The 21,462-nt window shown below is 57.4% G+C and carries 16 protein-coding genes; 6 read left to right on the top strand and 10 right to left on the bottom strand.

Going from position 1 to position 21,462, the window contains the following annotated elements; translation table 11 throughout:
- Positions 1–58 precede the first annotated feature (58 nt).
- From KORLAC_RS02885 to KORLAC_RS02875, 3 genes are read right to left on the bottom strand one after another with little or no spacing between them, the layout of a single operon-like run.
- Positions 59–1,264, bottom strand: coding sequence for an efflux RND transporter periplasmic adaptor subunit (locus KORLAC_RS02885; RefSeq protein WP_068302645.1), 1,206 nt, complete (start codon positions 1,262–1,264; stop codon positions 59–61).
- A 30-nt stretch (positions 1,265–1,294) separates the two neighbouring features.
- The gene (locus KORLAC_RS02880) at positions 1,295–3,679 is read right to left on the bottom strand and encodes an ABC transporter permease (protein WP_068302643.1); all 2,385 of its coding nucleotides are present in this window, start codon (positions 3,677–3,679) and stop codon (positions 1,295–1,297) included.
- Positions 3,676–4,389, bottom strand: coding sequence for an ABC transporter ATP-binding protein (locus KORLAC_RS02875; protein WP_175445647.1), 714 nt, complete (start codon positions 4,387–4,389; stop codon positions 3,676–3,678). Before KORLAC_RS02875 ends, KORLAC_RS02880 begins: the two co-directional genes overlap by 4 nt.
- A 255-nt stretch (positions 4,390–4,644) precedes the next feature.
- Here KORLAC_RS02875 and KORLAC_RS02870 point away from each other — a divergent pair, with 255 nt between their 5' ends.
- Both KORLAC_RS02870 and KORLAC_RS02865 read left to right on the top strand, forming a co-directional pair.
- Positions 4,645–5,829 (top strand): efflux RND transporter periplasmic adaptor subunit, encoded by a 1,185-nt coding sequence (locus KORLAC_RS02870; RefSeq protein ID WP_068302641.1) that lies wholly within the window; start codon positions 4,645–4,647, stop codon positions 5,827–5,829.
- A 12-nt stretch (positions 5,830–5,841) separates the two neighbouring features.
- Positions 5,842–8,985: an efflux RND transporter permease subunit gene (locus tag KORLAC_RS02865; RefSeq protein ID WP_068302639.1), complete on the top strand. Its 3,144-nt coding sequence runs from the start codon at positions 5,842–5,844 to the stop codon at positions 8,983–8,985.
- A gap of 77 nt (positions 8,986–9,062) precedes the next feature.
- Here the strand turns inward: KORLAC_RS02865 and ggt are convergent, their stop codons facing one another.
- Complete coding sequence (gene ggt / locus KORLAC_RS02860) at positions 9,063–10,811, bottom strand: gamma-glutamyltransferase (protein WP_068302636.1); 1,749 nt, start codon at positions 10,809–10,811, stop codon at positions 9,063–9,065.
- 201 nt (positions 10,812–11,012) lie between these two features.
- On the opposite strand from ggt, the gene KORLAC_RS02855 reads away from it, so the two are divergent.
- The gene (locus KORLAC_RS02855) at positions 11,013–11,777 is read left to right on the top strand and encodes a potassium channel family protein (RefSeq protein ID WP_068302633.1); all 765 of its coding nucleotides are present in this window, start codon (positions 11,013–11,015) and stop codon (positions 11,775–11,777) included.
- Between the two features lie 2 nt (positions 11,778–11,779).
- Here the strand turns inward: KORLAC_RS02855 and KORLAC_RS02850 are convergent, their stop codons facing one another.
- The gene (locus tag KORLAC_RS02850; protein ID WP_206594843.1) at positions 11,780–12,274 is read right to left on the bottom strand and encodes a VOC family protein; all 495 of its coding nucleotides are present in this window, start codon (positions 12,272–12,274) and stop codon (positions 11,780–11,782) included.
- Between the two features lie 2 nt (positions 12,275–12,276).
- Positions 12,277–12,732: a YHS domain-containing (seleno)protein gene (locus KORLAC_RS02845; RefSeq protein ID WP_082714471.1), complete on the bottom strand. Its 456-nt coding sequence runs from the start codon at positions 12,730–12,732 to the stop codon at positions 12,277–12,279.
- Positions 12,733–12,913: 181 nt separating this feature from the next.
- Here KORLAC_RS02845 and KORLAC_RS02840 point away from each other — a divergent pair, with 181 nt between their 5' ends.
- Positions 12,914–15,286, top strand: coding sequence for a S8 family peptidase (locus KORLAC_RS02840; protein WP_068302632.1), 2,373 nt, complete (start codon positions 12,914–12,916; stop codon positions 15,284–15,286).
- A gap of 11 nt (positions 15,287–15,297) precedes the next feature.
- Positions 15,298–16,272, top strand: a complete 975-nt coding sequence (locus KORLAC_RS02835) for a carbon-nitrogen hydrolase family protein (protein WP_082714470.1) — start codon at positions 15,298–15,300, stop codon at positions 16,270–16,272.
- Here the strand turns inward: KORLAC_RS02835 and KORLAC_RS02830 are convergent.
- Both KORLAC_RS02830 and KORLAC_RS02825 read right to left on the bottom strand, forming a co-directional pair.
- Entirely contained in the window at positions 16,269–17,486 is a 1,218-nt protein-coding gene (locus KORLAC_RS02830; protein WP_068302624.1) for a CaiB/BaiF CoA transferase family protein, read from the bottom strand. The two genes, KORLAC_RS02835 and KORLAC_RS02830, sit on opposite strands and share 4 nt — an antisense overlap.
- 27 nt (positions 17,487–17,513) lie before the next feature.
- The gene (locus tag KORLAC_RS02825) at positions 17,514–18,689 is read right to left on the bottom strand and encodes an acyl-CoA dehydrogenase (RefSeq protein WP_068302612.1); all 1,176 of its coding nucleotides are present in this window, start codon (positions 18,687–18,689) and stop codon (positions 17,514–17,516) included.
- Positions 18,690–18,816: 127 nt separating this feature from the next.
- Between KORLAC_RS02825 and KORLAC_RS02820 the strand changes: the two genes are divergently transcribed.
- Positions 18,817–19,695, top strand: a complete 879-nt coding sequence (locus KORLAC_RS02820) for a LysR substrate-binding domain-containing protein (protein ID WP_068302609.1) — start codon at positions 18,817–18,819, stop codon at positions 19,693–19,695.
- Here KORLAC_RS02820 and KORLAC_RS02815 read toward each other — a convergent pair.
- On the bottom strand, positions 19,685–20,155 hold the full coding sequence (locus KORLAC_RS02815) for a tetratricopeptide repeat protein (RefSeq protein WP_206594842.1): 471 nt from the start codon (positions 20,153–20,155) through the stop codon (positions 19,685–19,687). The two genes, KORLAC_RS02820 and KORLAC_RS02815, sit on opposite strands and share 11 nt — an antisense overlap.
- 52 nt (positions 20,156–20,207) lie before the next feature.
- The gene (locus KORLAC_RS02810) at positions 20,208–21,350 is read right to left on the bottom strand and encodes an MBL fold metallo-hydrolase (RefSeq protein WP_068302598.1); all 1,143 of its coding nucleotides are present in this window, start codon (positions 21,348–21,350) and stop codon (positions 20,208–20,210) included.
- Positions 21,351–21,462 lie beyond the last annotated feature (112 nt).

Genomic DNA, 21,462 nt, shown 5'->3' with positions numbered 1-21,462 from the left:
ACTTTCAGTCATCTGAAAAACGCATTCTTATCCGGGCATCTCCCCAATTAACCATATGTTATTCAACACGAATGCGGACCGTCATTCCATCCTCGAGCACGTCTGACGGGTGCAGAATGACCGATGCGCCTTCATTCAATCCTTCGACAAGTTCGGCCACACGGTCATTCATGCGACCAACCTGCACCTCGGTCAGCAGGGCGGTTTCGTCAACAATCCTGAAGACGGCCCAATTTTCGCCCTTGCGGAAAAGGGCGCTGGTGGGCACCTGCAACACGTCCTGTCCTTCCCACAGAATGATGCGTGGCTCAACCCGGAAGCCATGGCCCAGCTGCTGCAACTGTTCTCGTGAAGCATCATCAAAATCGATGATGATATTGACCCGCTGCTCTTCGATCCCGAGTGCTGAGAATTTGGTGAACCCTTTAGGTTCCACTAGTCGGACGTGTCCCGATAGCGGCTCGCCACCCCACCCTTCAACCATCACACGGGCGCCAGGCATCACCTTCACCGCCTGATGGGACAGAAAATCTGCTACGATTTCAATATCCTGCGGGTCGCCCAGCTCCAGCAGTGGTGTACCCACAGCCACAACCCCCTCACTTTCATGATTGAGCGTTAGCACCGCGCCACTGATGGGGGCCCTGATCTGCACCACGCCACCGCTGGTGCCGTTTGCCCTATCGGGCCCGATCAGTGCGGCTTCTGCCACGGCTACGTCTGCCCGACGCATGCGAACGCTTGATTTTGCGGTATCAAGCTGGGCCGCAGCCGTGCGGAACGCCAGCTGTGCCCGGTCAAGCGCTGCCGGGCTCGCGGTGTTACTGGCCACCAGCGATTCCGTACGTTTGATTTCCGCTCGAGCATAATCCACCTCGGCTTCCGCTTTAGCGACACTGGCCTGCGCCAATTCAAGAGCAGCACGCGCGGCTTCTACTGCAGCTTCTGCTTCCTTCTGGCGGCGCTCATCCAGGAAGGCCGGGCCAGAAGGCACCATCGTGGCAAGGAGTGTCTCGCCAGCCACAACCCGGTCACCAACCTCAGGGTCCAGCCTAAGCACACGCCCAGCAATCGGGGCAGACACCACATAAAGCTCCTTCACCCGAGTACGTCCGTCATCGGTGATGGAAATCTGTATTGGCCCACGTTCGATCTTGCCGGCATCCACGTGCAGAGGCTCCGGCCGGAAGGCGAAGATCAGGAATGCCAGAACCAAGGCGCCCATGGCACCAAACATGATTGTGCGTGCACGCGGTGCAGCCATACTACTTTCCTCTCCGTTCGCGCTTTTTCATTATTCGCGCGTTTTCAGGGCCATGACCAAATTCAGTTTGGCGACCTGCCTTGCAATCACGGCAGCGGATACGACCGCTGCCAGAATAATCACGGTCGTCGCATAGGCGAACGACCAATTGGACACCGTTGTTGGCACGCGAAACAGTTCGCTGCTCATATTGGTGTGGATAAAGAGTGCGAGCTGATAACCAAGATAAGCTCCAAGCGGAAGTGCCAGGAAAGTCAGGACCGCAAGCTCCCCCAGAAGCACAGCATTCACTTCCGCAACCGTGAAACCCAGCACGCGGAGGCTCGCGATCTCGCGTTGACGTTCATAAAAGGAAATGCGAGCCCCCGAAAACACGACACCGATAGCGATAAGACTCGCGAATAGCGAATTGAAGAAAGTCATGGTGCCCATGGTTTCATCCATGGTGTCCGACATGGCTTTTCGGGACGACTGATTGGTTGATACGGCTGCCACCGTCGGCATGTCCTTGAGCAGACCGTATATCCGTTCCAGCTCATGCGCGTCGACCAGCAGGTAGGCACCAGACACACGGTCGCATTCCCTGAGCAGCGTCGACATATCGTCAATGTCCATATAGGCAGGCGTGCCCAGATAGGTGGGCACCACCTTCATCACCGGCAGACGCTCGGATTTTCTGAGGCCATCCTTGAATTCAAGCGTGATCAGGTCGCCTGGCCCTGCCGCCAACGCCGTCGCAAGGCTTTCAGACAGCGTTACACCTTGGGGCGACGGATTGACGGCCTGATCATATTGGTTGATCAACACATTCAGATTGGCGTTCTGTACTACCCCGGTAACTCCCTGGTGGCGAGACCGATGACCAAATCTTATGGTCGCGGGTGCGGCCAGGAAAGGCTCAGCGGCAATCACACCTTTCTGGGCCATCAGCTCGTTGATGATCACCGGATCCTGCTTTTCAGTGAAAGCCACGGTCAGATCCTGACGACTCACCAGCTCGAACTGGGTGGCAATCATCAGGTTGATGGCGTCCCGGCCGCTTTGAGCGCCAATCATGATCGCCATACCCATGGCCACGCCCAGACAAGTCAGGGCTGATCGCCCCGGCCAGCGGGCAATGTGGCGCACGATCATGCGCAGACCCTGGTCCATCCAGCGTGCTTTTGAAGCGAATCGGCCAAGCCTGCTGTAATCGGTCGGTGCCGGAGGTGCCATCGCCACCGCAGGCCTGAGAGAAATGGTTTTCCGGACGGCCAGCAATACACCCAGCACGCCCGCGACCCCTGCGAACACGGCGGCCCGCAGGTAAATGCCCAGGCCAGGGTCGAAAATCAGGATCGGGAATTTGTAGAAATCCTTATAGATATTGGCCATGCCGCCGCCCATGCGGTAGCCAGCCAGCCAACCGCCCAGCACCCCAATCAGCACGATAATTCCGGCGAACCGTAAATAGTGCCAGACGATTGCCGACGGGCGGTAGCCGAAGGCCTTCATCAGGCCGATCTGCTCGCGCTCCTGTTCCACAATCCGGGTCACCACCATGTTGAGAAGGAACGCAGCGACGCCAAGGAATATGGGAGGCAACAGCCCGCCCAGCGTGTCCAGGGTGGTGAATTCGCTTTGCAAAAACTCGTCAGACAACTGGTCGTCCCGGTGGTAGGCGCCGATGCCGCCATAGGGGTCCAGAACCACGTCGATACGCGCGAGAACTTCCGGCACACTGGCACTGCGGTCCAGAAGAAACACAGCTTCGTTGAAGGCTCCATCCATGTTGTAGGCGTGGCCCAGCGCCTCATACCCCATCCACATGATGGCATAACGCCGGGCATTCGGGATCATCTCGCCGGGTGCGATGGAATAGATGAACTCGGGCGCCAGCGCGACCCCGGATATCTTGAGCGTGCGACGCACGCCATATAGAGTTGCCTGAACCTCATCGCCCACACGCAAGCTATGGGCTTCGGCGAAATCATCGGCAATCACCACCTGCTCGGAACCACGCTCAGGTAGGCTGCCAGCCTTCAGGAACAGCGCATTGATGCGTGGCATCCGGCCATCCGGAAGCGACATGATCTTGGCCCGCACAGGCTCAGCTTCAAGCGGCATATCCAATATACCGCCTACGGAGATCCGCCCTTCAGCCAACCGCACGCCGGGTATGTTTTTCAGATGCTCCATCTGCTGCAAAGGCGCGCGGCGCGCCGGCGCCCATACGTCGGCCATGTCGTAGCGACTATAGTATGCCGCCAGCGTGTCCTTCAGCGACGCCAATGTGCCGTTCATCATCACATAGATTGCCACCCCACACCCAAGCACCAAGCTGACCGCCAGCACCTGCCCCCACATCAGATTGATGTCACGCAACAGCTTGCGGTTCAGTGGCTTGAACAGCTTGATGAGGTGGCCACGGATCATAGATGAATATCCTCCGGTCGGGCGCGTGTCTCATTGATGACCTCCCGGTCGACGCTGCCGTCCTTGAAATGCAATACCCGGTGTGCCAGCGGCGCGATGCCCTGATGGTGGGTAACCATCAGCATGGTGGTGCCCAGTTCCTCGACCACCCGGTTCAGGGCCCTCAGCACCTTCAGGCTTGTCGTGGAATCAAGCGCACCGGTTGGTTCGTCACAAAACAGCACACCCGGGCGCTTGGCGATAGCACGGGCAATGGCAACACGCTGCTGTTCACCGCCTGACAGCTCGCTTGGAAAATGCCGGAGCCGTTCGCCCAATCCGACCAGTTCCAGGGCTTCCGCTGCCTTCAACGGGTTGGCTGCAATCTCGGTCACCAGCTCGACATTTTCCTCAGCCGTGAGGCCGGGCATCAGGTTATAGTTCTGGAAAACAAAGCCGACATTGTCGCGGCGATAACTGGTCAGGTCCCGGTCGGACATGGTGGTCAGGTCCACACCGTGGTAGAAAACATGACCGTCGGTTGGCGTATCTAGGCCGCCCAGAATATTCAAAAGCGTTGACTTGCCACTACCCGATGGGCCGAGCAGCACGATCACTTCGCCGTCACGGATTGTCACATCAACGCCCCGAAGCGCCCGAACCTGGGCCGAGCCTTCCCCGTATATTTTGGTCAATCCTGTGACTTCAAAACATGTGCTGGAATTCAGCATCTGCCCCCCAATAGTGAAATATGGCTACTACATGCAGCCTAACGCATTGCAATCATATGCTAAAGACGGCGAAAGGTCGCATAAGGTTCATCCTTTTCCAGTCGCCCCCTTAAAATTAAGGCCGTGACAAACTATATTGTAATAGTATATATGGGGAACCATAGACCAAGTGGCATAAGCCACAAAAATAAGCGGTATAAACCGCATAAAAAACGACAAGTGGCGCAAGCCACACAGAAAAAACGCGAGGATGACGTGAGGAAGATTTTAAAGATTGCCGCACCTGGATTGGTGCTGGCGGCTGCCATCGGTTCTGTTGTAGTGCTGGCCGCAGCAAAAGAAGCTCCGGAAAAGAAAGAAGAAGCGCCTCGGCAGGTCTCACTTTATGTAGATGAAGTGCGCGCTGAACGTGTAACGCTTTCTGTCCGGACACAAGGCGAAGTTCGCCCCAAGACAGAAGTCGATCTGGTACCACAGGTATCGGGCCGAATTATCGCGATTTCCGATTCCTTTGCGGAAGGCGCAGGCTTCACCGCGGGCGAGACATTGATTCAGATTGACGATGCCGACTATAAGCTCGCCGTTACTAGTTCTGAGGCCCGGGTAGCAGAAGCCCGCGTTCGCGTAGAGCAGGAACTGGCAGACGCTCGCATCAAGAAAAAACAGTGGCAAGACTGGGTTAAGGATGGCGAGCCAACGCCTCTGGCCCTGAACCAGCCACAGGTTGCTGAGGCGCAAGCCAAGCTGCGCGCTGCTGAAGCTGACCTTGAAAAAGCCAAGCTGGACCTCGCCCGCACACAAATCAAAATGCCCTTCCAGGGCCGCGTGCTGGAACGCAAGGTCGGTGTTGGCCAGTTTGTGAATGTTGGCGCCCAACTGGGCCGCGTTTTTGCCACGGACAAAGTTGAAGTTCGCCTGCCACTGACAGACAGCCAATTAGCTGAGCTGAACCTGCCTATCGGTTTTGTAGCAACTGGCGCAAATGCTCCTGTTGTTACCTTCAAGGCCAACCTTGGCGGCGACGACCATTTGTGGAAAGGCCGTATCGTGCGGACGCACGCATCGGTCGACCAGAAAACCCGCCTGATGTATGCAGTTGCCGAAGTCGTAGATCCTTACGGCGTTTCGGTTGACGACTATGGCATGCCGTTGGCTGTCGGGCTGTTCGTGAGCGCCGAAATTGAAGGCGTGAACCCACAGAATGCGCTCGTGATGCCGCGCTTGGCTCTGCGGAGCGAAGACAAGGTCTATGTGATCAAGAATGAAAAGCTTGAAATTCGCACGGTTGACGTTTTGTCGACAACCGCGGATCGCGTAGTTGTCACTTCGGGCGTGGAACCTGGTGAAAAGGTAGTAACCTCACCGGTTCGCGGCGCATACGACGGTATGGGGGCTACTGCCATCTCGCGCAATGCCCAAGCCGATCCAGCTTCACGCTAAGGGGATCAGATCATGAATGGATTAATTGAATGGTGGGCCCGCAACAAGGTTGCGGCCAACCTGCTGATGTTCGGCATCTTCATGTCAGGTTTCTTCGCTTTCACGTCGATGGAGCGAGAGCTTGACCCACAAGTGCGCTTCCCTGGCCTGCAGATCGTTGTGGCCTGGCCTGGTGCCAGCCCGGTGGAAGTCGAGGAACAGATTGTCGCCCGTATCGAGGAATCGGTAAGGGACCTGGATAACATCGAATGGGTGCGCTCCTTTGCCGGCGAAAGCTCGGGCGAGGTCTATATTCTTGCAGAACAGAGCGTCGATTTCACTCAGTTCATGAACGATGTGAAAATCCGTGTCGATTCTATCTCCAGCTTCCCACGCGATATTGAACCCCCAAGGGTCCAGCAGTGGGTAAACCGGAACGAGATGATCCGGGTTGCAGTACACGGCGACATTGGTGAACGACCGCTGAAACGTCTGGCTGAAAAGCTGCGCCGGGAAGCGGCCCAGCTCCCTGCGGTAAACATCGTGGAGCTGTTCGGCGTACGCCGCGAGGAAGTGTCGATAGAGGTCAGTGAGAATTCGCTGCGCCGCTATAATATCAGCTTCGCAGATGTGGCCGCGGTTATTCGCGCCAACAGCTTGAACTCGTCCGGCGGTACTGTACGGACCGATGCCGGCGAATACAAGCTGACGGCCCGTAATATGGCCGATACCAAAGCCGATTTTGAAAACATTATCGTGCGGCAAACGGCTGACGGCGGCACCATTCGTGTCGGCGATGTCGCGACGGTTATCGACGGTTTCGAAGACAATGAAATCCTGGCAACGCTGAACGGTGAACCCGCAGTTCTTCTGCAGGTGATGACAACAGAGGTTATGGACATTGTCACGGCCTCTGAATCCATTAACAAATGGGTCGATGAGCGCAGTAAAACACTGCCAACTGGTGCAAAGCTGACGTTGTGGACAGACAATAGTGAACTGTTCAAGGGTCGCATGGAAACCATTGGCAGCTCGGCCTTCTGGGGCCTTGTCCTTGTTGTGATCGTCCTGATGCTGACCTTGAGGCCTAAGGTGGCCTTCTGGGTGGCGTTTGGTATTGCCACGGCTTATGCAGGCGCCTTTGTATTCCTGCCATCGCTGGGCATTTCCATCAACTTCCTGTCCACCTTTGCCTTCCTGCTTGTGCTGGGGATTGTGGTAGACGATGCGATTGTTGTTGGCGAAAGCATCCATACGGAAAGCCAGAAGACTGGTGGCGGCATCACCGCTGCAGTGTTCGGTACCCAATTGGTTGCCAAACCGGTTATTTTTGCCGTCCTGACGACCATCATTGCCTTCCTGCCTTGGGTTTTCATTGATGGTTCAACGTCTGAATTTACCCGCCACATTACATGGGTGGTTATTTGTGCCTTGGCGTTCTCGCTGGTGGAATCACTGTTGATCCTGCCTGCCCACCTGTCGGGCCTGAAACCACGACAGAACCTGAGCCGCTTCGGGAAGTTCCAGAAGCGTATTGCCGACGGCATCACGACCTTTGCCCACAATCACTATCGCGGCATTGGCCAGTGGGCTGTGAAGCGCCGCTACCTGACCTTCTCGGTCTTCGTTGCCGTCTTCATTGTTGCTCTTGGTCTCTTTAACGTTGGCTACGTGAAAAAAGCCTTTATGCCGGATATCGAATCCGACGAGATCAACGTGAATGTGGTTCTGCCGGAAGGCGCGTCATATAACCGCGCACTGGAAATTCTGGCACAGTTGCAGGCTGCGGAAGAAGAACTTGTCCGCGAGGTTGATGCAAGCACGAATACCGAGGGTGCCCTTATTGAAAACTGGTACACCCGGTCCCGTCGTGACAGCGTTATAGCCATCGTAAAACTGACGCCACCAGAAGAGCGCCCTGAAGCAGTTCAAAGCATGACTGCCAAGGAAACTGCTTTGCGCCTGCGTGACCTGATTGGCGTTATTCCTGACGCGAAGGAAGTAACGGTTCACTATTCTTCCAACGACAATGACCCGGGCTTTGAATTGTCCGTTCGCCACTCCGATCTGGACCTGTTACGTGAAGCAGTAAATGATCTAGAAGATCAGCTGCGCACCTATGACGCACTCTATGATGTTCGTAACAACCTGGAAGGTGCATCCGAGGAAATTCGGATCGAACTGATGCCTGGGGCCGAAAAACTTGGCCTTACTCTGGCGGATGTGACCCGCCAGGTTCGTCAGGCTTACTATGGTGAAGAAGTCCAGCGCCTGCCCCGCGATGGCCAGGATGTGAAGGTGATGGTGCGCTATCCACGGGAAAGCCGCCGGTCGATCGAAAGCCTGAAGGACTTCCGTGTTCGTACGGCTGACGGCGAAGAAGTGCCCCTGATGTCCATCGCCGAACTGCGGTATGCGCCGGGTATCAACCGGATCGCGCGCTGGAACATGAACCGGGCCGCAAGGGTCAGCGCGGATATGAAAGAGAATATCCGCGAAGACATCATGAAGGACCTGAATGAAAACTTCTTCCCTGAGTGGGAGAAGCAATATCCAGGGATCATTCGTGGCGCCATTGGCCAGGCCGAAGGTGAAGCCCGCTTCATCGCACAAGTCCTGAAGCTCTATGCCACTGCGCTTTTCGTCATGTATGCAATGCTGGCAATTGCGTTCCGCAGCTACTGGCAGCCGATTGCGATCCTGATTGCCATGCCGTATGCCCTTGCAGGTGCCATCTTCGGCCACCTGGCGGTAGATATGACAATGGCAATCTTCAGCTACTTCGGCATAGCCGCCGCCATGGGGGTCGTGGTGAACGACAACCTGGTTCTGGTGGATTATTGCAACAAGCTGCGCGAGCGGGGCATGGACCCCTACGAAGCAATTGTGGAAGCAGGTGTGGCGCGGTTCCGCCCGATCCTGTTGACATCAGTGACAACCTTCGTTGGCCTGGTGCCGATGATGCTGGAGCGGTCCATCCAGGCAGCCTTCCTTAAGCCCATCGTTGTGGCCTTGGCGGGCGGTGTCCTGATCGCCTTCTTCGTCACCCTGTTCATGGTGCCGGCGCTTTATACCATCGGCTTTGACATTGGTGGTTTCTTCGGCCGCATGTGGGCTGGTGCGAAACGCCGCTTCAAGGGCCAACCGAAAGGCAGCCTCCCGCAACAAGCTGAATAGCTCTTGCGGTATTGCCAGAAACAAAAAGGCCACCGGATTTCCGGTGGCCTTTCTTTTTGGCTTATTGATCAGTTGCGCTAAAAGCCCGCAGCATACGATCCTGGCCGACGTGGGTCGGCTGCGCCCAGGATCATGCCACTTGTCGTCCGCATCAGTGACTGGGCTGACCCCAAAACACTGTCCCAGGCCTCGGTTGCTTCCGTCTTCACCTGATGGCCCATCTGCCCCAGGATGCGACGAGTATCGATCGAATGGCCTGGCTCAAGATACAAGCGGTCCGGATACCACTGGTGATGGATGCGCGGCACACTGATGGCCGTCTGCACGTTCATGTCAAACTCCATCACATTCAGGATGGCCTGCAAGACCACCGTGATGATGGTGGACCCCCCAGGACTGCCCGTCGCCATCAGCGGCTCCCCATCCTTGAACAGGAAGGTGGGCGTCATGGAACTGAGAGGCCGTTTGCCCGGCTCGATCGAGTTGGCTTCACCGCCCAGCAGACCGAAGGCGTTCGGCACACCCGGCTTCGCAGAAAAGTCATCCATCTCGTTATTCAGCAGGAAGCCCGCGCCGGGCACCGAACGACCGTTGCCATAGGTAAAGTTAAGCGTGTAGGTGTTGGCCACCATATTACCGGCCTTGTCCATGACGGAAAAATGGGTGGTGTCATTGCTTTCCTCAGGCAGGCTCTGCGCCGGGGCAATCGCGGTCGATGGGGTGGCCTGGTCCAGTTTGATTTTACCCCTGATGGACGCTGCATAGGCTTTGTCTGTCAGCGCCCCGACCGGGACATCAAAATAATCCGGGTCACCAAGGTACTTTGAGCGGTCCGCATAGGCATACTTCATGGTTTCCGTTAGCCGGTGAATATAGGCCGCGCTGTTGTGCCCAAGTGCCTTCAGGTCCCAGCCTTCAAGAACATTCAGCATTTGCACCACATGCACCCCGCCTGACGACGGTGGCGGCATGGTGACAACCTTGAAGCCGCGGTATGTCCCCACCAGGGGCTCCCGCTCAACCGCATGGTACTTCCGCAGGTCTTCATGGGTCATGATACCGCCCTGCGCCTGCATCGCAGCGATCAGCTTGTCGGCGACCGGCCCTTCATAAAACCCAGCAGCGCCATTGGCAGCGATGGCTTTCAGTGTGGCCGCCAGGTCAGGCTGGCGGAACAGCTCGCCTGCCTCATAGAGCGACCCATCCGCCTTATAATAGTTTTTGGCGCTTTCCGGGTCGGCCTGCAGACGACCGGCATAGCGGCCAAGCGATTCATAAAGCGCCCACGTCATGGGGAAGCCTTCGTCAGCCAGGCGGATTGCGGGCGCCATCACTACATCAAGTGGCAGGGTGCCATATTTCGCCAGCGCTTCTGTCAGGCCCATCACAGTCCCCGGTACGCCGCTGGCTTTCAACGTGAAGCGCACACGCTTCTTGTCCACGTCGCCATTCTCGTCAAGGAACATGTCCCGGTGCGCAGCTGCTGGCGCCATCTCGCGATAGTCCAGCGCGATGGCCCGGTCCTCTTCCTTCAGATAAATCATCATGAAGCCGCCACCCCCCAGGTTGCCAGCTTGCGGGTGGGTCACGGCCAATGCAAAGCCCGTGGCCACTGCGGCGTCAACCGCGTTACCACCCTGCTCCAGAATCTCGCGACCGGCTTTTGACGCATAGGTTTCCTGGCTCACCACCATACCGTTTCGGGCAATCGTTGGGTGGAACTGGGTATCATAAACGATGATGGGGTCTTTGGTGTCGGCTCGTGTGACGCTGGTCAAAACACCAAACGCAACCACCAGAGCCACGAAGATACGCAGCATACTCATACAAAACTCCCTCTGATACGGATTACCCGTATGTTAGACGAACTTCCCTGAAGAGTTGGGAGTGTATCTTTCATTTCTGCGATGCGTCAATCACACCCCTGTGATAACGCCAAGACACTTGCAGGTCACGCCACAATGGGGCAGTTTCCGGGAAGCACGCAGCCGGAACAGGTACGTGCCTAATCCGGGGGAGGATCACAGGTGAAAGAGAAACTCAGCAAACTCTATTTCGGGGCAGACCAGCGGGCTCACAGGTTCCGCCTCGCCCTGCTGATGCTGGATTTGTTGACCATTGCCTTCTTCATCCTGTCCTCACTGCTTGAGCAGGGCTGGGCCACCTATATCATTGATTACAGCATCGCATTGTTCTTGCTGGTGGAATTTTCCGCCCGGCTCTACATCGCGCGGAGAAAAGTGCGCTTCCTGATTAATTTCAGCTCACTCGCAGACCTGATCGTGATTTTCTCCCTCATCGCGCCACTGTTCATCGATAACCTTGGCTTCCTAAGGGTCGTGCGTATGCTCCGGCTGATGCGCAGCTATCATATGCTCAAGACCATCCGACAGGAATCTTCCTGGTTCCGACAGAACGAGCAGGTGGTTCTCTCAAGCGTCAATCTTGCGATTTTCGTGTTTGTTATCACTGCCGTTGTGTATGTGCTGGAAGCTGGCAGGAACGATTCCATCAACAATTACCTTGATGCGCTTTATTATACGGTGGCAACGCTGACGACCACCGGCTTCGGCGATATCACCATGGATGATACGCTCGGGCGCATGGTCTCGGTGGTGATCATGGTGTTTGGCGTGGCGCTGTTTCTACGCCTGGTTCAGACCATCTTCCGCCCCACCAAGGTGCAATATCCATGCGAAACATGCGGCCTGAACCGGCATGACCCCGACGCCGTCCACTGCAAGCACTGTGGCACCACGCTCAAGATTCCGACGGAAGGCGAATGGACCTAAGGCTATTCGTTACCCGCCTTTGGCATTCGGCTCCCGGGCAGGATAAATTCGAGCCTCAACCCCGATGGATCACGGATCATCATATGCGTGGTTGGCCCCTGCCCCATGAACTCGGGCGCGAATTCAATGGTCACACCTTTGGTTTGCAGGAACTTTGCGTGTAGGGCATGCAGCGCGTCCAGGCTTTCCACCGTTATCGCCAAATGATGCAGGCCGACATTCTTCTTTCGGTCGAAGGCTACCGCCTCAGCTGGGTTTTCGACCTGCCATAAAGTGACGAAGGCTTCACCGTCAGTGACGAAAATCGCAGGGTAATCGGCGTCTCCACCGGCTCGGCGCCAGCCAAGTGTATCAATGAAGAAAGAAGCTGACGCGTCCAGGTTGGAAACAGCAAGGCCAATATGATTGACACCCAGCGTCGGCGCATTCGCAGCCACTGCCCCGGCCATGCCTGAGATCAGCATGGTCAGCGCGATCATATTCCGGACAGTCCGCATGCCTATTCCTCAAGGTCGACAAGCTTGGGATAATTCACGTCAGCCTTCATGATGAAGCCTGGGATGTCGGTCTCCCATTGGGCTTTCACCGACTCGTCGTAATTGAGATAAAGCTTGCCCTCGACGATACGCCACACTTCTGGATCACCCTTCGCCGTGTAGCCGCGGCCCATGGCCCAGGCACAATAGCCGCCATACTGGGGGGCATACTGGGTCGGGTTCGCAAGGAAAGCATTAAGATGCTCTTCCGATGTGAACCGCCATTTGGCACCCATGTAGTCCGTCTGGAATTTCTTGTCGCCCTTCACCGCCTTACCATCAGTAAAGTAGGACACAACGTCATATCCACCCGCCGCGCGATCGTTGAAGATGCCGGTATAGATTGGGTCTTCACCAGCTTGGGCTGGGCTGGCTGCAATGAAAAGAATGAAGGTCAAAAAAGGTAGAATGCGCTTCATAGCTGGCTCCTGTCTCTGTTGCCGATGATGTATCAGCGAACGGCAGGCTACGCACTTCAAGCCACCGTCAACTATTCGTGTGCGCCCCCGTGAAGTCCGTTCAAATTTTGTTCAGCTTGCTTGTGCAACAATCAGTTTCATCTAAAGTCGTGCTGTGGGACTTGGGTTAAAGGGGAACCATATGCGTCATCACTTCAGTTGGCTCAAATTTGCCGGGCTTTTGGCTGCGTCGACGACGCTGGCTGCCTGTGGCGGCTCCAGTTCACCAAGACTTGCGCCCGTCATTCCAACCGTTGTCACGCCACCCGAACAACCGCCGCTTGACGGCAATCCGGATGATTTCAAGACCGATGAGTATAACCGCAGCTGGGGGCTTGATGCCATCAACGCGGCGAGTGCCTACGCCAAAGGCTATACGGGCGAAGGCGTCACCATCGGTCTCGTGGATTTCAACTTTGACTTCACATCGAACGAGCTGAATTTCCATAGCGCCAGCCGCGATGCAGACCCAGACCTGCGCGCCATCTATGAAGCCCAGTTCGACAGGCCAGCGTCAACCCAGCCCCATGGCCAAGCTGTTGCAGTGACGGCGGCGGGCGTCAAGAACGACAGTGACACGCACGGTGTAGCTTACGACGCAGAAGTGATTGCTGTAGACTTCTTCTCCGGCGTGCGCAGCTATCAGACAACAGAAAACGGCATCCGTTACACCGTTTCAAACCCCTATCTGTATGCCTTCGAGAATGGCGCACGTGTGATCAACAAATCGCTTGGTTTTGATGAAGACGACGTCGTCAGCAACCTGCCGGATGTGGACGAACGCTACACGCTCGAATTTGAAACGACTGCGATTGAGGCTGGCGCGCTGATCGTCAGCTCAGCCGGAAACAATTATGACCCGGAGCCGTCGTTATCAAACCTAGAGGCCATCGAACGGCTGGCCGAACGTGGCATCCTCAACAGTGGCCCAGGCGCGCTGATCATCGCCGGTGCCGTGGACGAAGACCTGGAGATTTCGGATTTTTCGGACCGGGCTGGGAATGGGCCTGCGCGGTTTCACTTTCTTGTTGCCCCCGGCGAGCGGGTAGTTGTGCCATGGGTGACTGAAGCCGAAGGGCCTGGCCTGTACTTCCTATCAGGCACCAGCTTTTCCGCACCCCACATCACAGGGGCCGCTGCACTGATCCTGGATCGCTGGCCCAGCCTGACGGCCCGTGAGGTCGCGGATATCTTGTTTGAAACCGCTACCGATCTTGGCGAAGCGGGGGTGGATAATGTCTATGGCCACGGCCTCTTGAACCTGGACGCAGCCCTGCAGCCGACAGGGCAGGCCAAGGTGGCGATCAAAGCCGGCGCGCAGCCGGTGGCCGATTCTGCTATCCTGCTGGGCAGCGCCTTCGGGGACGCCGAGGACCTGAACAGAGGCCTCAGCAACATCATGATCCTCGATAGCTACGGCCGCGATTTCCAGATGGACGCGTCAGGCCTTGTGCAAGGAAGCACAGAGAAGCGCCTGCTTGAAGGCGCGCTGAACCTGCGGCGCGACCAGCAGGCCAGCAGTATTGGCCTTGGTGGCATGGCGCTGAATTATTCCCTGACGCGCGAGAGAGACCATGCCCCCGCCTTTGCCCTGACTGGGCAAGCTGAACACAGCTTTGACCCCGTCGTAGACGCCAGTTTTGAATTCACGGGCACACTGGGCGATACCCTATGGGCTATCGGCACCGGTCGCAGCCTGACTGATGCGCTGAGGCGCCAACCAGTGGACTACCGCACCGGGCACACTCTTTCTGCCACCGGCGCGAACACAAGCCCCCTGCCCGATAATGGCGGCAGCTATATGGCGGTTGGCCAGCCGGTGGGAGATAGCAGCATGCTTTGGGTTGGCTTATCGTTCGATGAAGACAGCGGCACAGACCGCCACCCCGTGAAGGCCTTCCGGACCGATAGCCGCACCCAATCGGTCGGTGCGCGGTTCGAGCACTTCACCGCGCACGCCACATGGGCGCTTGAGGCTGGTTTGGCACATGAGGACGGCGGCCTGTTGGGCAGCCGATCAGCAGGCGGCCTGTCACTTGCGGGGGGCGCGGACACCACATGGCTTGGCACCAGCGGCACATGGTTCATATCCGACAACATCAGCGCCAGCGTGAGCGGCACAGCAACCATGACCCATCCGTCCGCGCGCACCGGCAGCCTGTTTGATGATGTGGGCACCATTCTGGGCACCAGCTTCACGGCACGCCTGACGGCCATGGATGTCATATCAGGCGCTGACCAGTTGAGCCTGACCCTGCACCAGCCACTGCGTGTAGAAAGCGCAACTGCACGTCTGACGGTTGGCGACAGGCTGGATGTGGAAGGCAATGTGCTGTTCACAGAGAGGCAGCTTTCATTGGCGCCGTCATCGCGGGAACTTGCCCTGGAACTGGCCTACCGTACGCAGATGGGGGGCTGGCTTCTCGAGGCCAATGCAGGCAAGCGCTTCAATGCAGGTCACGTGGCAGACGTTAACGACACTCTCCTGCTCATTGGCGTCTCCAAACCATTCTAAGGGAAAACATCGTGACAAAACCAACCATCGCCATCGTACAGGAAGCGCCTGTTTTCCTGAATCTCGCAGCGAGCGTGGAAAAAGCCATCGGGCATATGGAAGAAGCCGCAAAGGCTGGCGCGAGCATCATCGTATTCCCCGAAACCTGGCTGCCTGGATATCCGGTGTGGCTGGATTTTGCGCCCGGCGCGGGCCTGTGGGATGACCCGGGTGCCAAGGCGCTGTTTCGCCTGCTGGCGGGAAACAGCGTGCGACTGGGTGACAACCATCTGTCGCGCCTGCAGGAAACCTGCGACCGGCTGGGTGCCTACCTGGTGATGGGCGCACATGAGCGAATTGGAAACACGCTTTATAACAGCATGTTCTATTTCACGCCGGGCGCAGAAGCCCCTGTCCCGCACCGCAAGTTGGTTCCCACCTATACCGAAAGGCTGGTTTGGGGCCGGGGTGATGGGTCAACCCTCGCTGCCATCGACACGCCGTGGGGCACCCTTGGTGGGCTGATATGCTGGGAACACTGGATGCCGCTGGCGCGGGCCGCCATGCATGCGAAAGGCGAAGCCATCCACATAGCCCAGTGGCCCATGGTCAAGGAAATGAACCATATCGCCAGCCGCCAGTATGCCTTTGAAGGGCGATGTGCCGTGGCTGCGGCGGGCGCCGTGCTGACCAAAGCGGACGTTATTGCAGGCTTCAGGTCACTGGATGTGGACGCACCAGAGGCCGAAGCCATGCTGGCCTCCATGCCGGGCGGCGCAGATGACCTGATCCACACGGGCGGCAGTGCCATCATCGCCGCCGACGGCAGCTACATTACCGAACCACTTTACGGCAGCGCTGGCCTGGTGATGGGGGAAGTTGACATGGCGAGGCAGCTTGAGGAATGCCAGGCGCTGGATACAGACGGCCACTATAGCCGCCCGGATGTGTTTGAGCTGAAGGTCAACACCCGGCCAATGCCGGGTGTGACGTTTGATGGCGACTAGCCCAGCACCTTCGAGGCCCGCACGAGCTTCAGGTTATCGTCTGTCACACCGAGAACGTCTTTGAGCACATCATCTGTGTCTGCACCCAACGCTGGTGGGGCCTTGTCATAACTTATTTCGGTACCGGAATAATGAATGGGGTTGGCCACAGACGGCATGATGGACCCATCCTCTGCCTTCAGCGCCAGCGCCACACCGCGCGCTTCCACCTGCGGATCATCGAACACCCGCTCCATGGTATTGATCGGCCCGCCCGGCACATTGTGTGCCTCCAGCAGCGCGATCCATTCGTCCGTCGTCTTGCGCGCGATGGCTTCCGCCACCAAGGGGATCAGTGCCTCACGGTTTTCCACCCGCCCGGGGTTCGATTTGAAGCGTGGGTCCGCAGCGACTTCCGGCATGCCTGCAGCCACGCAGAAGCGCGCGAACTGGCCGTCATTGCCCACCGCCAGCATCATGTGTCCGTCGGCGCTTGCGAACACCTGATAGGGCACAATGGACGGATGCGCGGTCCCGAGTCGCTTTGGCTCCTTGCATGAGACCAGATAATTCATGCTTTGGTTCGCCAGCACGGCCACCTGCGTGTCCATCAGCGCCATATCGATATGCTGGCCCTCACCCGTCCGTGCCTTGTGGTGCAGCGCACCGAGGATACCGATGGTACTATAGAGGCCGGTGAACAGGTCTGTCACCGCCACGCCCACCTTCTGCGGCCCGCCACCGGGCATGCCGTCCGGCTCACCCGTGATGCTCATGAGGCCGCCAAGTGCCTGGATAAGCGCGTCATAGCCCGGACGGTCCTTGTAAGGGCCCGTCTGGCCGAAGCCTGTGATCGAACAATAGATCAGACCCGGATTAACCGCCTTGATGCTCTCATAGTCGAGACCATATCTTGCAAGGCCGCCAACCTTGAAATTTTCGACCAGAATGTCAGATTTCTCGGCCAGCTTCTTGATGAGCGCCTGCCCTTCCGGTTTGGTGAAATCGATGGTCACCGATTTCTTGCCCCGGTTGGCACACATGAAATAGGCCGAGACCGGCTTGTCGCCGTCCTCAAAGAATGGCGGGCCCCAGGTGCGTGTGTCATCACCCACATCGGGGCGCTCGACTTTGATCACCTCGGCGCCCAGGTCGGCCAGACACTGGGTTGCCCAGGGCCCGGCCAGAATGCGGCTGAGGTCAAGTACACGGATGCCTGTCAAAGGGCCTGCCATAATCGCTTACTCCGAACGCGGACTTGCTTACATGAAAGCCTGAAGGCCGGTTTGTGCGCGGCCCAGGATCAATGTGTGAATATCGTACGTGCCTTCATAGGTATTCACGGTCTCCAGGTTCACCATGTGACGGATGACATGGAATTCGTCAGAGATACCGTTGCCGCCGTGCATGTCGCGCGCCATGCGGGCGATATCCAGCGCCTTGCCACAGCTGTTGCGCTTGATCAGCGAGATATTCTCAGGCGCGGACTTGCCTTCGTCCAGCAGGCGGCCGACGCGCAGGCAAGCCTGAAGACCAAGCGTGATTTCCGTCAGCATGTTCGCAAGCTTCTGCTGCACCAGTTGGTTCTGCGCCAGCGGACGCCCAAACTGCGAACGGTCCATGGTATATTGACGCGCGGCGTGCCAGCAGAATTCAGCGGCACCAAGGGCGCCCCAGGCGATACCGAAGCGTGCTTTGTTCAGGCAGCCGAATGGGCCGCCCAGACCTTTGGCGTTCGGCAGCAGATTTTCTTCCGGCACAAACACGCCGTCCATCACAATCTCGCCGGTGATAGAGGCGCGCAGACTCATCTTGCCCTCGATCTTCGGCGTTTTGAACCCTTCCATGCCGCGCTCGAGGATGAAACCACGGATCACGCCGTCCAACTTGGCCCACACAACAGCCACATCAGCGATCGGGCTGTTGGTGATCCACATTTTGTTGCCAGTCAGCTTGAAGCCGCCATCAACCTTTTCGGCGCGGGATTTCATGCCGCCAGGGTCAGAGCCGTGATCAGGCTCAGTCAGGCCAAAGCAACCAACCATCTCACCAGACGCCAGTTTCGGCAGGTATTTCTTGCGCTGCTCATCGCTGCCATAAGCGTAAATCGGGTACATCACGAGGGACGACTGTACAGACATGGCAGAGCGGTACCCGCTGTCCACACGCTCAACCTCACGCGCGATCAGGCCGTAGGCCACGTGGGATGCATCAGCGCCGCCGAATTCTTCAGGGAGCGTCGCGCCAAGAAGGCCCATCTCACCCAGTTCGCTCATGATCTCGCGATCGAAACGCTCGTGGCGATTGGCCTCAAGAATGCGCGGCATCAGCTTGTCCTGACAGTAAGCGCGGGCAGCGTCACGCATCATGCGCTCGTCTTCGGTGAGTTGCTCATCAAGGAGCAGCGGATCTTCCCAATTGAATGTTGGCTTCGACATTATTCTTCCCTCAACTAGGCCCGAGAGGCGGGCACTTAATGAATTTAATGAATGTATATAGCAATTCTCAGGCGCATAAAGTAACATTTAGGACTATTATCATTACAAATAATCATGAATTAGAACCATGAAACGCAGAATACCAAGCCTGATCGCTCTCGAATGCTTCGAACAAGTCATGAAGACCGGCCAGGTCACCCGTGCCGCAGAAGCCTTGAACCTGACGCAAAGCGCCGTCAGCCGCCAGATCGGCAACCTGGAGGAGTTTGTGCGTCAAAGCCTGTTCACCCGCGAGCGTAAGCGGCTCATTCCCACAGAAGCTGGTAAGCAATATGCGGATGCCGTCGCGCCCCTGCTGGCTGGGCTTGAGAGCGAAACCCTCAGGCTCATCACCTGGGGTGCGGATGACCGGGTGTTACGGCTGGGCCTTCTGCCCACGTTTGGCTCCCGCTGGCTGATCCCCCGCCTTGGCGTCTTCACCAATGCGTACCCCGACATCCAGTTGAATATCATCACCGGCCTGACACCTGATGACTTCAAGACGGCGAATGCAGATGTTGCTGTGCAGTATGGCGACGGTAACTGGCCCGGCATGACCAGCCACAAGGTGGTCGACGAGGAAATCATTGCGGTCGTCGCCCCCGCCCTGATGAAGGGCAAGGAGGACGCCAACATCGCGGACTATGACAGACTGCTGATGACCACCCGTCCGACCGTCTGGACCGAATGGCTGGAAGGAACAGGACTTTCAGACAGCAGTGCGCGAGGCGGGGCCCAATTCGAGAATTTCACCATGATGATCGAAGCCGCGCGGTCGGGCCTAGGGGTTGCCGTGCTGCCGCTGATGTATGTGGCAGACGACCTGGCGACCGGCCGCCTGATCGCACCCTTCGGCGGCCCCGTGAAAAGCCGGAACGCCTACTATCTGGCATACGCCGACGGCCGCGGTAGCTTGCGAAAAGTGAAAACCTTCAGGGACTGGCTCATCAAGGAGGCTACCCGGTAACTGCCAGGATAGCTTTTGCGTCTGCATGGCCCTGCTCAGCGGCCTGCCGGAAATAGCTGCGCGCCTTGGAGGCGCTTTGCTTAACGCCCCTGCCGTCACGGTACATCAACCCCAGCCGGTATTGCGCTTCGGCATTGCCCGGCGTGTGCGGGCCGGTGTCGATGGGCATTACATAGCCGCCCACATCGCCTGCCGGCGGCACATAGATATAGGTCTGGCCAATATCGGGCGTGGCAGCAGCACGGTAATAGCGCGCGGCACGCTCATAGTCTTCTTCGCCCTCGAACCACAACCCGAGTTGCATGCTGGCACCGCGGTTACCCTGGCAGCTATCACGCATCAAGCTAGCGACTTTCGGATCTTCATGTTCGGCTTTACAAAAGAAGCTGTTGCCCACACATCCCGGCAACAGCAAGAACAATGAGATTGCTGTAAAGCGACAAAAAATTGATGTCGTCATGGTGCCCCCCTTCCACACGTATGCCCAGGATACCAGACAATCCGCTATCTCACTAGTCGCGGACGCGTGCAGCGGGCCAACTTTGGTCTTCGCCGACATACGTAGCGCCAGTGACATTGCCGCCGCCATCAAACTGGAATGTCAGATGGCCCTCTCCCTCCAGCCTGCCTGGGAAATGGAACTTGTCTTTCGACAGCGGAATGACGTGGCCTGAAAGTTGGCCACCTTCGAAAATCGTTAAACCACCTTCCGCTAGTTCAACCCGAAGCAACATGCCATCTGCATAACGGTAGGTGCCGACATACTCGCCAAGGTGTGGCAGCACGCTTTCATTTGCCGTCGTCAATTCAGTTGAGATCGTGCGCTTGATGAAACGCCTATAGCCCGCCGGCCTCATCTCGTCTCTGCTGCCATCCTGCAGAAACCTTTTCGAAATAGACTTCAATTCCACATCAGCTGCCATTTGATCAGCCGTCCACCCGGCGGAGGCCAACTCGCGCATACGATCCATCCAATCGCGGAAGGCATCCCGATAAACAATCACCCCCTGCCGGTTCGTCACATTCCCATGGCCGGGCACAATAACCGTTTTATCGTCCGCAAGGGCCAATACCCGTTCAACCACGGCAAGTTGGCCAGCTTCGCCGCCAGAATAAAAAGTCGGGTGCCAGTTGGTGGTAAATGTGTCGCCCAGGAAAATGACATTGGCCGCGGGAACCCGGATCAGCGCATCTTCCGGCGTATGAGACTGGACTGAATAGGCTTCGAAACGCACGCCGCCGACATTCAATATCACCTTTTTCTCGAAGCGGATCTGGCGGCCTTCACCAGCGCCCGGGCCATTGGCCTGGCGCACAAGAATTGCCCCCTGCTCGACGAAGGCGCTGTTGCCGCTGGTATGGTCCTCATGCCGGTGCGTGTTGAACACATGGCTGACCGGCTTGTCCGAAATTTCCTGAAGCGCTGCCGCCAGCTTGGCAGTCGTGCGGTCGCGCATGGCGTCAACGAGCACCAGACTGTCTGAGGTCTCAATCACACCCACAGATGCCCCAAGACCATTCCCGCCATAAAGAACGTGGAACCCTTTTGCAATCTTGTGGTGCCTTATCTGCGGTTCGGATTCGGCATCGGCTGAAATGAAAGGTGTTGATAAAAGAAAAGCGGCTGCAAGCAGCACCAAACCGGTTCTGGTCATTGGTGTCCTCCCCCCATGACTGGACATTTTAATTCAAGGACTAGATTTATCGGCGGCGGCCGCGAAGCGGCCAGGGTAATGCGACGAAAGGTTTATAACTTGCGCCGACATG

It is taken from the genome of Kordiimonas lacus (assembly GCF_001550055.1).
Lineage (GTDB): Bacteria > Pseudomonadota > Alphaproteobacteria > Sphingomonadales > Kordiimonadaceae > Kordiimonas > Kordiimonas lacus.
The sequence above is the reverse complement of the archived record's forward strand: the minus strand, read 5'-3'. Positions and strand labels throughout refer to the sequence as shown.